The sequence below is a fragment of the Streptomyces sp. NPDC050988 genome (assembly GCF_044456225.1).
In the GTDB taxonomy this organism is placed as follows: domain Bacteria; phylum Actinomycetota; class Actinomycetes; order Streptomycetales; family Streptomycetaceae; genus Streptomyces.
Genome location: NZ_JBITFQ010000052.1, coordinates 22,094 through 34,339, shown reverse-complemented (window position 1 = coordinate 34,339; position 12,246 = coordinate 22,094). Strand labels below are relative to the sequence as shown.

Below are 12,246 nucleotides of genomic sequence, written 5' to 3'. Positions count from 1 at the left end.
CGACCCGAGCGCCCCCCCCCCGACGCCGGCGCCTCCCGGCTGGCCCGCCCCCGCGGCGCCCCCCCGGGCCCCCCCGGGGGGGGCCCGGGGGGGGGGCGCCCCCCCCGGGGGGGGCGGCCCCCCCCCCCACGGCGGGGTGCCCGGGCTGCTCGTGCCGCCGGAGAACCCCGCGGCCCTCGCGGCCGAACTGCGCGGCTGGTTCGGCGAGGCCGACGTACGCCGTCGCCTCAAGGCCGCCGCGCGCGCCCGCCGGGCGTCCCTCGGAGGCTGGGCCGCCACGGCCCGGAGTCTGTCGGGTGTCCTGGGGCGACTGAAGAGCGAGGCAAGGAGGGGGGCGGCATGAGCGGTACGAGCACGACGCCGGCCGGGATTCCGGGACATGGCATGACGACGGCCGAGCCCGGCCTCGACGAGGAGACGAGCACCGCCTCGCTGGGACGTGGTGAGGGGACGCACACGGCAGGGCGGGGACGCGACGAGATGACGACGACGACCGAGACCGGGGCCGTGGTTCCGGGCCAGGGGCGGGACGGTCAGGGACGGGACAGTCAGGGACGGGACACAGGAACGATTCGGCTCGGTGACCGCACCCGCGGCCAGGCCACCGACGACACGACGCGCTATGCCCCCGAGTGGCTGGAGCTGCGCGAGCCCGTCGACGCGGCCGCCCGGGCGGCCGAGCTGCTCGACCCGCTGCGGATGCGGCTCGCGAACCTGCCGGGGCGTGGCGGGCTCGTCATCCACGACCTGGGCTGCGGCACCGGCTCCATGGGCCGCTGGCTCGCGCCCCGGCTCGACGGGCCCCAGCACTGGGTGCTGCACGACCGCGACCCGTATCTGCTGCACTTCGCCGCCGTCGGGTCGCCCCGGTCGGCCGCCGACGGCAGCCGCGTCACGGTGGAGACACAGCGTGGCGACGTCGCCCGGCTGACCGCGGACGCCCTGGCCGGCGCCTCGCTGGTGACGGCCTCCGCGCTGCTGGACGTCCTCACCACGGAAGAGATCGAGGCCCTGGCCGCGGCCTGCGCCGGAGCCGGCTGCCCAGCGCTCCTGACGCTCTCCGTGGTCGGACGCGTCGAACTCACCCCGGCCCACCCGCTGGACGAGGAGATCGCCGACGCGTTCAACGCCCACCAGCGGCGCGGCGACCTGCTCGGCCCCGAAGCGATCAACGCGGCCTGCGACGCCTTCGCCCGGCACGGTGCGACGGTTCGGGTGCACCCGAGCGCCTGGCGCCTCGGCCCGGACGAGTCGGCGCTGACCGCGGAGTGGCTGCGCGGCTGGGTCGGCGCGGCAGTCGAGGAGCGCCCGGCACTGGCCGAGCGCGCCGACGCCTACCTCAAGGAGCGCCTCGCGGCCTGCGAGGCGGGCGAGTTGGGCGTGGTGGTGCACCACAGTGACCTGCTCGCCCTGGCCCGCCCGACAGGGGGAGCCTGATGAGCACGCCGGCGGTGGCGGACGAGGCACAGTCACTGGCCGCTCTGGACGACGCGTTGTCGGCGGAGTCGGCGGTCCGTGACGGCGGTGCGGAGGAACAGGGGACCGGACGAGTACGCCTCGACGGTGGGGACGGCGAGACCAGGCCGGCTCCCGCCGACGCGACGGCGGACACGCCCACCGGGGGCCCGCGCAAGGCCCTGGCCCGCGTCGCGGGTCCCGTCCTGGCGCTCCTCAACTCCCGCGTCCTGCGCACCCACTTCGGCACCATCGCCGGCGTCGTGATCCTCACCGTGCTCACCTGGCGGCTCGGCACCGGGGTCTTCCTGGACGGCCTGCGCCGGATCGACGGCCCGACGCTCCTCGCGGCGCTCGGCATCGGCCTGCTGACCACCGTGTTCAGCGCCTGGCGCTGGTGCGTGGTGGCCCGCGGGATGAAACTCAGGCTGCCGCTGGGCCCGGCCGTCGCGGACTACTACCGCGCGCTGTTCCTCAACGCGGCCCTGCCCGGCGGCGTACTCGGCGACGTGCACCGCGCGGTACGGCACGGACAGAGCGCCGGCGACGTCGGCCGCGGGGTGCGTGCGGTCGTCCTCGAACGGGTCGCGGGACAGGCGGTCCTGGCCGCCGTCGGCGTGACCGTGCTGCTCACCCAGCCGTCGCCGGTACTGACCGAGACCCGGCACCTCGCCGTGCTGCTGGTCGCCGTCTCGCTGTGCGGGGTCGTCACCGTGGGCGCGGTCCGCAGCAGGGGCAGGGCGCCGCGCGCGTCCCGCCGCTACCGGGCCGTGCGCGCCGCGCTCACCGAGGCGCGCGGGGCGCTGCTGGCCCGCGGGAGCTGGCCGGGCGTCCTGATCTCGTCGGTCGTGGTGCTCGCGGGACACGTCCTGATGTTCCTGCTCGCGGCCCGGGCGGCAGGCTCGACCGCGTCCGCCGCCGAGTTGGTGCCCCTGGCGCTGCTCGCCCTGATCGCCATGGGGCTGCCGCTGAACGTCGGCGGCTGGGGGCCCAGGGAGGGCGTCACCGCCTGGGCGTTCGGCGCGGCGGGCCTGGGCGCGACCCAGGGCCTGACCGTGGCCGTGGTCTACGGCGTGCTCAGCTTCGCCGCGAGCCTGCCCGGTGTCGCCGTACTGGTGGCGCGTTGGTACGCGGGGCTGCGGCGCCCGCAGGAGAACGCGGCCGCCGAGCCGGGCCCGGACTCGCACACGGAGTCACCGGCGCCCCGGATCTCGGCCCGCGCGGATGGAAACGGGGACACTCAGTGCCGATCGACGACCGCAGGAAGCCCGGTCTCCGATGTCAGCAGCGAGAAGTACGCTCCGAAGGAGTCGGCCAGCGAGGCGAGGAGTTCCTTCCCCTTCTCGGCGGACGCCCTCGAAGGGCGGCCGATGACACCGGACTTGGTATAGGCCGACATGCCCAGCGTGAGCAGGTGCCGGCGGTCGTCGGCCTCGAAGTCGGAGGTGTCGTAACCCGGCCTGACCAATTCGGGATGCCTGTGCAGCAGAATGGAGGTCTCTATTTCCCCCGCGTGCATATCGGTGAGCAACGAGGTCTGTATACCGGCCTGTTCACGCGCCGTCTCCCAGTCCTCCGCGGCCGGGAAAAGAGCCATCCGGGCACCGGCGGCCGTGGATTCCTGCACGACATTGCCCAATACGTAATTGCCGCCATGTCCATTGACCACCACGAGGGTGTCCACACCCGACCGACGCAGCGAGTCGGCAATGTCCCGCACCACCGCATGGAGCGTCACGGAGGAAATGCTCACCGTTCCCGGCCAGGCCGCGTGTTCGTGCGAGCAGGAGATCGTCACCGGAGGAAGGAGGTGAACGGGGAATGCGGCAGCTATTTCCTGGGCTATCGCGCAGGCGACGAGCGTGTCCGTCGACAGCGGAAGAAACGCACCGTGCTGCTCGAAGCTGCCCACGGGAAGCACGGCGACCTGCCGGGCGGCGCCGGCACCTCGTGCGCGTACGTCTTCCGTGGTGTCCGTCGGCAACTGCCCTGACACCGTGAGTCGTATTTCCGAACCGCCCGAATTGCCCATGTTCTCGCGACCTTTCGTCTCTGCTTAGGAACCAGAATCATGACAGAAATAGATGGCGTACTCGCCGGGAAAGCCCACTCCGCCGGTGTCGAGCGGGTCGTGAATGCCCCGCTGCCCACGGTGTACGGCGATTTCCAGGCCGTCGGCTACCTGGACCGTACCCGCGGAGACGAACAAGTGGCTCTGGTCTACGGTGACATCCAGAAAGACGGAATGCTCACCCGGCTGCACTCCGAGTGCCTCACCGGTGACGCGTTCGGCTCCCGGCACTGCGAGTGCGGTCCCCAACTCTCCACCGCACTGCGGGAGATCGTGGCGGAGGGGCGTGGCATCCTCATCTATCTGCGGGGCCACGAGGGCCGCGGGATCGGCCTGCTCGCCAAGCTCCAGGCGATGAAGCTCCAGGCGGAGGGGCTCGACACCGTCGAGGCGAACCTCGCGCTCGGGCTGCCCGTGGACGCCCGCGACTACGGCGTGGCCGCGGAGATCCTGCACGACCTCGGCGTCCGTTCCGTGAGACTGCTGTCCAACAACCCGCGCAAGCGCGAGGCGTTGCTCCGCAACGGCATCGAGGTCGACGCGCAGGTCCCGCTGCTGATCCCGCCCTGCGAGGACAACATCACCTATCTGCGCACCAAGCGGGAGCGCCTGGACCACGACCTGCCGCACCTGGACGCCGTGGTGGGCCACCGCGTCTGACCCGGCCGACCGGCCCCGCGGCCGGCCTCGCGCGCCGCGCGTCCCCAGTGGCGCGCGGCGGCCGGCGGCCGGGCGGCGGTGTGGTCAGGACGAGTGTCACCCGGACGCCCCGACCGCGGTGACATCGGCGCGGACAGGGGAAGGGAAGAGGGATGACCGACGACGTCCTCCATCTCTTCCGCGACCAGGTGGCCGCGCTGCTCGACACCGACACCGCGATCCGGTCCCAGCGGGCCGCCTTCACGGCGCTCGGCGACGGCACGGCCGAGCTGCCCGGCAAGATCATGCATCCGAGCGGGTTCGACGACAGTGTCCTGTTCGCGTACCTCGCGCGGCTCTCCGCGGACACCGGGGCCGTCGCCAAGATCGGCAGCGTCAACCCGGGGAACGCCGCCGCCGGGCTGCCGACGATCCACGCCGTGATCAACGCGCTCGACCCGGTCACCGGGCAACTCGTCGCCGTCATGGACGGCACGGCGGTGACGACCCTGCGCACCGCCGCGGCCAGCGCCGTGGCCTTCGACGCACTCGCCACCCCCGACAGCACCGAACTCGGCCTGATCGGCTCCGGCACCCAGGCCCTCGCGCACGCACGCTCCGTCGCCCGGGTCCGGGACCTGAGGGCCGTACGGATCTGGAGCCCGTCCCCGGAGCGCAGAGCACGCGCGGCGCGCCTCCTCGCGGCCGAACTAGGCATCCCCGTCAAGGCCGTCGACTCGGCGGAGGAAGCCGTCGCCGGACTGCCCATGGTCGCCGCCTGCACGCTCAGCAGCACGCCCGTCGTCCGGGGCGAGTGGCTCGCGCCGGGCTGCACGGTCGTCAGCGTCGGATCCTTCGAACCGACTCGCAGCGAGGTCGACACCGAGGTCGTACGGCGCGCTGCGGCCGTCGTCGTCGACGACCCCGAGACCGCGGCGGAACACGCGGGGCCGATCGTGGACGCGCTCAGCTCCGGAACGCTCACCCACGTGGACCTGATCGCGCTCGGCGAGGTGCTCACCGGCCGCCGCGAGGGACGTACGACCGAGCGGGACATCGTCTACTACAACAGCGTCGGCATCGGCATTCAGGACGCCGCCGCGGCCTGGGCGGTCATCGACGCCGCTCGCGCCCAGGGGGTCGGCTCATGACCGGGGTGCCCGGACGCGCGGGGGCCGTCGTCATCGGCGGCGGGGTGATGGGCACGAGCATCGCCTACCACCTGGCACGGGCCGGAGTGCCGGACGTGGTGCTCGTCGAGCGGGACGAACTCGCCTCCGGGTCCACCTCGCGAGCCGCGGGCGGAGTGCGCGCGCAGTTCTCCGACGAGCTCAACATCCAGCTGGGCGCGCGCAGCCTGGAGGCGTTCGCCCGCTTCGGCGAGGAGACGGGCCACGACATCGGGCTGCACCGCGTCGGCTACCTCTTCCTGCTGTCGACACCGGAGGAGGTCGAGGCGTTCGAGGCCGGGGTGCGGCTGCAGAACGGACTCGGCGTGCCCAGCCGCATGCTGGACCCGGCCGAGGCACGCCGCCTCTCGCCGCTGATCACCACCGACGGACTGCTCGCCGCGGCCTTCTCCCCGGACGACGGCCACTGCACGCCCGAGGCCGTGGTGCACGGCTACGCGGCCGCCGCCCGCCGCCACGGCGCGACGGTCGTACGCCACTGCGAGGTCACCGGCATCGAGACCGTCCGTGACGACATCACGGCCGTCGTCACGGACCTGGGCCGGATCGACACGTCGGCCGTCGTCTGCGCGGCGGGCGCCTGGTCGCGGGCCGTCGGCGCGATGGCCGGCGTGGACCTTCCGGTGGAGCCGCTGCGCCGCCAGATCGCCGTCACCGAACCGGTCCCGGACCTTCCGTCCGGCCTCCCCATGACCATCGACTTCACGAGCAGCCTGTACTTCCACACCGAGGGCCCGGGCCTCCTCGTCGGCATGTCCGACCCGGACGAGAGGCCCGGCTTCGCCACCGAGACCCACGACCGCTGGATCCCCCGCCTCTGCGAGGCCATGGAGCACCGCGCACCCGCCCTGCTCGACCTGCGCAGGACGGGCGGCTGGGCGGGCCTGTACGAGATCACCCCGGACCACAACGCGCTGATCGGCGAGGCGAGTTCGGTCTCCCGCTTCCTGTACGCGACCGGGTTCTCCGGGCACGGCTTCCTCCAGGGGCCCGCCGTGGGCGAGGTCGTCCGCGATCTCTTCCTGGGGCATGATCCTTTCGTCGACATCACCCCGCTGCGTGCCGAACGGTTCGCCGCCGATGCCCTGAGACCGGAGGTCAACTGCGTATGACCGAGCTCCACTTGTGGCTGCGCCACGAGACCCGCACGACCGAGCGACGCACCCCGATCGTGCCGTCCGACGCCCGGCGGCTCGTCGGGAACGGCGTGACGCTCACCGTCGAGGACTCCCCGCAGCGGGTCTTCCCGATCGGGGCGTACGAGGAGGCGGGGTGCCGAGTCGTCTCGGCGGGCTCCTGGACCGACGCCCCGGCGGACGCGGTGATCGTCGGCCTCAAGGAACTCCCGGACGGGCCTGATGAGTTGAGGCACCGTCATGTCTTCTTCGGGCACGCGTACAAGGCACAGCCCGGGGCGGAGGCGTTGCTGCGCCGGTTCGTCGCCGGGGGAGGGGCGCTGTTCGACCTGGAGTACCTGGTGGACGACAACGGCCGCAGGCTCGCCGCCTTCGGCTACTGGGCCGGCTATGTCGGCGCGGCCCTCGCGGTACTGCACCACCGAGGCCGGCTGAGCGGTCCACTGCGGCCGACGTCCAAGGAGGAACTGGACGCGGAACTCCAACCGGCCCCCGGCGACACCGAGTTCGCCTCGCTGGTGATCGGCGCGCTGGGCCGCTCCGGACGGGGTGCGCGGGTGGCACTCACCGAGGCGGGGCTCGACCCCACCTGCTGGGACCTCGCCGAGACCCGCGACCTGGACCGACACGCCCTGCTGGACCACGAGTTGATGGTGAACACCGTCCTCACCTCTGGGCCGAGCACGCCCTTCCTCACGGACAAGGACCTGGACGAACCGGGCCGCCGGCTGCACACGGTCTGCGACGTGACCTGTGACGTCGGCTCCCCCTACAACGTCCTGCCGGTCTACGACACAGTGACCGACTGGACCGACCCCGTGCGGCGCCTGCACGAGGAGCCCGCCCTCGACCTCATCGCCATCGACAACCTGCCGTCCCTGCTGCCCAAGGAGGCGAGCACGGACTTCTCGGCGGCGCTGACGCCACAGCTCCTGGAGTTCGGGGTGGCCGGGGCATGGGGCCGCGACCTGGACCGGTACCACGAGACGTGCAGTGAACTCGGCCTGACGCAAGGGGAGTTCCGCGATGCCTGAGACCACCGCCCAGCCTGCCGGCGTCCCCGTCCCCGTCCCCGCCTCCGGCACCGTCCACTGGATCGGCGCGGGCCTGTCCACCGGCAGCGGACTCGCCGCGCTGTGCGACGCGGCCGACCGCGTACGGCTGTGGCACCGCACCGAGGAGCGGGCCGCCCGGAGCCTGGAGACCCGCGGCCTCACCGGCCGCGTCGAGCCACGCGCGTACACGCTCCCGGCCCTGACGGCGGAACTTGCGCCCGGCGACGTGGTGGTCTCGATGCTCCCGGCCCCCGAACACGCTGGGCTGCTCGCCGCCTGTGTGAGCCGCGGGGCCCACTTCGCCTGCTCCAGCTATGTCTCGGATGCGGTCCTCGACCAGGTGCCCGCCGCCACGGCCGCCGGGGTCGTGGTCCTCACCGAGTCCGGCCTCGACCCGGGCATCGACCACCTCTTCGCGCACAGCCTCATCGCCCGGGCCCGCGAGGAGATCGGCGCCGACACGACCGCCGAGGTCAGCCTCACTTCCTACTGCGGCGGCATCCCGGCCGTACCGAACGACTTCAGGTACCGGTTCAGCTGGGCCCCGGCGGGCGTCCTCAACGCCCTGCGCTCGCCCGCCCGTTACATCGAGGCCGGCGCCGAGACCACGGCCCCGCGTCCCTGGGAGGCGACACGCCCCCACGTGGTGGACGGCGAACCGTTCGAGGTCTACCCCAACCGCGACAGCCTCCCCTTCGTCGACCAGTACGGACTGCCCCCGGCCTGGAAGCCACAGACCTTCATCCGTGGCACCCTCCGCCTCGACGGCTGGCTCGACGCCTGGCAGCCGGTCTTCGAGGAACTCCGCCACGGCGACGACCAGCGAATCGCGGCCCTCGCCCAGGAGTTGGCCGCCCGCTACCCGACCACCGACGCCGACCGCGACCGCGTCGTCCTCGCCGTCTCCCTCGACGTACGCGCCGGTTCGGACCGGACGGACCGGACCTGGTCGGGCCGCTACCTGCTGGACCTGGAGGGCGACGCGGAGGAGAGCGCGATGGCGCGGTGCGTGTCGCGGACGCTCGCGCTCGGGGTGAAGCGGATCCTCGGCGACGGTCTGCCACCCGGCCTCAACCGGGCGGCGGAGACGGCCGAGCGGTCCGAGGACTGGCTCGCCGAACTCGCCCGGGACGGCGTCGACTTCACCCTACGGACGGGCAAGGACTCCTGAACGTCCACGCGAGCCCTTCGGACCCGACCTGCCGCTACGGTTGATCCTTCAGGGCGTCGGGAACGGGGAGTGCGGGATGCTGGAGCCCATGTCGGTGGCCGCTGTGGCGGGCGTGCTCGGGGCTGTCGGCTCCGGGATGGCCAACGAGGCCGGGAAGTGGGCCTGGGAGTCGGCCGGTGGGCTCGTGCGGAGGATCGCCGGGCGTGAGGTGGCCGCGCCCGCGAACCCGGCCGAGGTCGAGGCCGTGGCGCGGGTCGTGCACGAGGGAGTGCTCGGCGATCCACGACTCGCCCGCGCCTGGGCCGAGTTCGCGGGCGGAGTGCGACCACCCGGCGGCTTGGTCGGGCGGCCCACTCTGCCCCCGTCCATACGGTCCTTCACCGACCGGCGGGACGCGCTGAAGCGGCTCGACGAGGAGTCCCGGCGCACGTCCGACGGGCGGCCCCGGCTCGCCCTGCTGTACGGGCCGGAGGGCATGGGCGTCACCACGCTCGCCACCCACTGGGGCGTGCGGGCGGCCGAGCGGTTCCCGGACGGCCAGATCCATGTGGACCTGCGCGGCGGCGGCACGGGCACACCCCTCGACGCGGCACGGGCGCTCGGCGAGGTGCTGCGGCAACTCGGCCTGCGGGACGAGGAGTTGCCCCCTGCCTTCACTGAGCGGCAGGAACTGTTCCGCCGGTACGCTGCCGACCGGCGACTGCTGGTCATCCTCGATCACGCGCGGTCCGCCGCCCAGGTGGAGCCGGTGATCGGCTCGGCGCCCGAGGTGTTCACGATCGTCGGCGCCCGGCATCGCCTGACCGGTCTCGACGCCCTGTCGATCCCGGTGGGACCGCTCACCGAGCGGGACTCGGAGCGGCTGCTGGCCGCCCTGGTCGACAAGCCCGCCCTGGCGGCCGCCCGCGCCACGGTGCCGTCCCTGCTGGCCCGCTGCGCCGGTTCGCCGTACGCCATCAAGGCCGCGGTTCCCCGTCTCTCCGCACCCCCGCCGGAGGCCTCTGCCGTGTCCCCCGAGACCGATCCCGTACGCGCCGCCGCCGAGGACTCGTACCGGCTGCTGGCACCCGGCGCGGCACGGCTCTACCGGCTGGCCGCGCTGTGCGACCTGCCCGCGCTCGACGCGACGGGGGCCTCACGGGCCGCCGGTCTCCAACAGGCCGAGGCGGACGGGTGGTTGGCGGAACTCGCCGACGTCATGCTGCTGGAGCGGGTGGGCGACGGGCGCTACCGCTACCGGGAGGGCGTACGCGCCCACGCCGAGGCCGCCGCGGCCCGCGAGGACGGGATCGTCGCCTGCTCGGCGGCGATGAACCGCGCCATCGAGGGATACCTGCTGTCGGCTGTGAGCGCGGCGCGGGCGGTCCTGCCGGAGAGCTGGCGGATTCCGGAGCTGCCCGCCGGAGCGGACGCCGTGCCGTACGCCGACCGGGGTGCGGCACTCGACTCGCTCACCGCCGAGGCGGGCAACCTGGTGCGAGTGATGGGCCTCGCCGACGAGTTCGGGGACGCGGACACCGTCGTACGGCTCGGCCGGGCACTCTGGCCGCTCCAGCTCAAGGCGGGTCACCACGACGTCCTCCTGCCCGCGCTGCGCATCGCCGTACGGGTGGTCGACGAGCGGTTCCCCGGCACGCGCGAAGCAGGGGCGCTGCATGCCCAACTCGCCCACACCCTCACCGAGTTGCGCCTCTGGGACGAGGCGGAGCGCGAGGCCCTCGCCGCGGCACGGGACGAGCGGGCCGCCGGGCATCCGCGTGGACATGCCTCCGCCGTTGAGTTCCTGGGGCTGCTGCGGCTGAGGCAGTGGCGGTTCCAGGAGGCGTACGACTGCTTCGAGGAGTCGTACGGGATCTACGGAGGGATCGGCCCCGAGGACGAGGGCGCCCGTGATCTGCCGCGCGCACTGGCCCTGTTGGAGCGGCATCGCGGGCGGGCGCTGCGCGGGCTTCAGCGACGGGCCGAGGCGCGGGAGAGGCTGGAGCGGGCACTGGCGTTCTTCAGGGAGAGCGGCGAGGCCTACAACCGGGCGCGCACGCTCACCGACCTCGCCGAAACCCGCCTGGACGGCGAGGAGTTCGCACAGGCGCTGCCCCTCGTCGACGAGGCGATCGCCGCGCTCACCCCGGAGAAGGCCGAGTATCACCTCGCGTATCTGCGGACGTTGCGCGAGCGGTGCGTCGCCGTCAGGCCGGAGTGACCCGTACAGAAGTGACCCGTACGGAGTGGACGGCCGCGCCGGTCCGGACGGTCAGGCCCTCGGGGATCAGTTCCTCCACCGCCTTGCCCGCCGCGAGCCAGGCGTGCAGGGCGGAGGCGTATGCGGCGGGGTCGGCGGCCGAGCCCGCCGTTTCGGCCGATTCGGCGGTGAGACACAGGAGTTGACCGCCACGGGTGCGTACGGTGCAGGCGTCGGGGGAGGTCACGTACGCCGCCAGGGCGCTGTGCGGATGGCGGAGGAGGGCCTCGGCCGTCCACCGGGCCGGGGAGCCGAAGCGGGGATCGGTGGCCGAGCCCTCGCGGAACACCACGTCGGCGACGGCGAGTTGGGCCGGATCACGGGTGTCCTCGTGCACGGCCAGATGGACCTCGCCGTCGCGGGGCGGCTCGGAGCGCGGCCCGGCGTACCGCTCCACCGCGACCTCACCCGAGCCGCGCAGCCAGGTCAGCACCCTCAACGGGGCGGTACGGGACGGGGGTTCGTACGGTGGCAGGGGAAGCGGTTCGAGGAGGGCGGGCTCGTCCGGCTCGGGCAGGCCCAGCTGGCGGTAGAAGAGCCGGCGCAGCCGGGCCGCCGACTCGCCGGGGTGCGAGGTGGTGAACTCGGCCGGGCCCGGGAGGGGTTGGTGCCCGGACATCACCGCGTCCAGTTGCGGGCGCAGGGGAGCCGTGGGGTCGAGCCGGGGCGCTTCCCGCACGAAGTCCGAGATCGGCGCGTCGGGGTCGAGCGCGGCCAGGGGAGCCGCGCCCAGGAGTACGGGGGTGCCGAGTGCGGCGGCGTAGTAGGTGACCGAACCGTGGTCGCCGATGACCACGTCGGCGGCGAGCAGGGCCTGCCGCCATCCGTCGAGGGGGTCGACCAGGGTGAGCCCGGCCCGGCGGGCGCGGTCCAGCCAGATACGGATCTGGCCGGGGCTGTGTCCGTACCAGACGTTGGGGTGGAGGACAGCCGCGACGCGGTACTCGTCGGCGGGAAGCTCGGAGGTCAGCCGGGGGAGGAGCGACGGCAGGAGGTCGTCACCGCCGTCGCCGAACAACGACCCCGTGTGCCAGGTGGAGTTGAGGAGCACCAGTCGCTGGCCGGGGTGGGTGCCGAGGGCTCGCCGGAAGCGCTCGCGATGCCCGCGCGCCGCCAGGACGCGGTCGAAGCAGGGGTCTCCGGCGAGCACCGCCGAGTGCGCCGCCTCGGGGCAGGCCGCCCGCAGCCGCTCCAACTGCTCGGGGTGGGACAGCACCAGCGCGTCCACGAAAGGCGCCCCGTCCGCGTCGAGCAACCACTCCCGGGACAGCCCGAACACAGGCGCACTCC

9 protein-coding genes and 2 pseudogenes are annotated in these 12,246 nt (G+C 73.5%); 9 read left to right on the top strand and 2 right to left on the bottom strand.

The features are described from left to right. Positions 1 to 121: 121 nt before the first annotated feature. The 3 genes and pseudogenes from ACIBEI_RS48575 to ACIBEI_RS48565 form a co-directional block, all read left to right on the top strand. Positions 122 to 343, top strand: a pseudogene (locus ACIBEI_RS48575) (glycosyltransferase family 1 protein); the annotation flags it as partial. A 137-nt stretch (positions 344 to 480) separates the two neighbouring features. Further along, a complete protein-coding gene (locus tag ACIBEI_RS48570) occupies positions 481 to 1,437 on the top strand; it encodes a class I SAM-dependent methyltransferase (RefSeq protein ID WP_398897864.1) in 957 nt (318 codons plus the stop codon). Continuing rightward, positions 1,437 to 2,492, top strand: a pseudogene (locus ACIBEI_RS48565) (lysylphosphatidylglycerol synthase transmembrane domain-containing protein); the annotation flags it as partial. The gene ACIBEI_RS48570 and the pseudogene ACIBEI_RS48565, both read left to right, overlap by 1 nt. A 203-nt stretch (positions 2,493 to 2,695) precedes the next feature. Here ACIBEI_RS48565 and ACIBEI_RS48560 read toward each other — a convergent pair. Continuing rightward, a complete protein-coding gene (locus tag ACIBEI_RS48560; protein ID WP_398897862.1) occupies positions 2,696 to 3,487 on the bottom strand; it encodes a creatininase family protein in 792 nt (263 codons plus the stop codon). A 39-nt stretch (positions 3,488 to 3,526) separates the two neighbouring features. Between ACIBEI_RS48560 and ribA the strand changes: the two genes are divergently transcribed. From ribA to ACIBEI_RS48530, 6 genes are all read left to right on the top strand, one after another. Further along, positions 3,527 to 4,186, top strand: a complete 660-nt coding sequence (ribA, locus tag ACIBEI_RS48555) for a GTP cyclohydrolase II (RefSeq protein ID WP_398897860.1) — start codon at positions 3,527 to 3,529, stop codon at positions 4,184 to 4,186. 152 nt (positions 4,187 to 4,338) lie between these two features. Continuing rightward, positions 4,339 to 5,316: an ornithine cyclodeaminase family protein gene (locus ACIBEI_RS48550; RefSeq protein WP_398897858.1), complete on the top strand. Its 978-nt coding sequence runs from the start codon at positions 4,339 to 4,341 to the stop codon at positions 5,314 to 5,316. Next, on the top strand, positions 5,313 to 6,467 hold the full coding sequence (locus ACIBEI_RS48545) for an NAD(P)/FAD-dependent oxidoreductase (protein ID WP_398897857.1): 1,155 nt from the start codon (positions 5,313 to 5,315) through the stop codon (positions 6,465 to 6,467). Before ACIBEI_RS48550 ends, ACIBEI_RS48545 begins: the two co-directional genes overlap by 4 nt. Further along, positions 6,464 to 7,525 (top strand): saccharopine dehydrogenase, encoded by a 1,062-nt coding sequence (locus tag ACIBEI_RS48540; protein WP_398897855.1) that lies wholly within the window; start codon positions 6,464 to 6,466, stop codon positions 7,523 to 7,525. The genes ACIBEI_RS48545 and ACIBEI_RS48540 overlap by 4 nt, the downstream gene beginning before the upstream one ends. Further along, positions 7,518 to 8,717: a saccharopine dehydrogenase family protein gene (locus ACIBEI_RS48535; RefSeq protein WP_398897853.1), complete on the top strand. Its 1,200-nt coding sequence runs from the start codon at positions 7,518 to 7,520 to the stop codon at positions 8,715 to 8,717. Before ACIBEI_RS48540 ends, ACIBEI_RS48535 begins: the two co-directional genes overlap by 8 nt. 76 nt (positions 8,718 to 8,793) lie before the next feature. Beyond that, complete coding sequence (locus tag ACIBEI_RS48530) at positions 8,794 to 10,917, top strand: tetratricopeptide repeat protein (RefSeq protein WP_398897852.1); 2,124 nt, start codon at positions 8,794 to 8,796, stop codon at positions 10,915 to 10,917. On the opposite strand, the gene ACIBEI_RS48525 is transcribed toward ACIBEI_RS48530, so the two are convergent. Further along, positions 10,904 to 12,246, bottom strand: a 1,343-nt coding sequence (locus ACIBEI_RS48525) for a hypothetical protein (RefSeq protein ID WP_398897851.1), incomplete at its 5' end; no start/stop codon positions are given. The genes ACIBEI_RS48530 and ACIBEI_RS48525 overlap by 14 nt on opposite strands.

Coding starts and splice junctions, on each gene's coding strand:
- ACIBEI_RS48535 (WP_398897853.1), top strand. CDS start 7,518: ATGCCTGAGACCACCGCCCAGCCTGCCGGCGTCCCCGTCCCCGTCCCC.
- ACIBEI_RS48530 (WP_398897852.1), top strand. CDS start 8,794: ATGCTGGAGCCCATGTCGGTGGCCGCTGTGGCGGGCGTGCTCGGGGCT.
- ACIBEI_RS48560 (WP_398897862.1), bottom strand. CDS start 3,487: ATGGGCAATTCGGGCGGTTCGGAAATACGACTCACGGTGTCAGGGCAG.
- ACIBEI_RS48570 (WP_398897864.1), top strand. CDS start 481: ATGACGACGACGACCGAGACCGGGGCCGTGGTTCCGGGCCAGGGGCGG.
- ACIBEI_RS48550 (WP_398897858.1), top strand. CDS start 4,339: ATGACCGACGACGTCCTCCATCTCTTCCGCGACCAGGTGGCCGCGCTG.
- ACIBEI_RS48540 (WP_398897855.1), top strand. CDS start 6,464: ATGACCGAGCTCCACTTGTGGCTGCGCCACGAGACCCGCACGACCGAG.
- ribA (WP_398897860.1), top strand. CDS start 3,527: ATGACAGAAATAGATGGCGTACTCGCCGGGAAAGCCCACTCCGCCGGT.
- ACIBEI_RS48545 (WP_398897857.1), top strand. CDS start 5,313: ATGACCGGGGTGCCCGGACGCGCGGGGGCCGTCGTCATCGGCGGCGGG.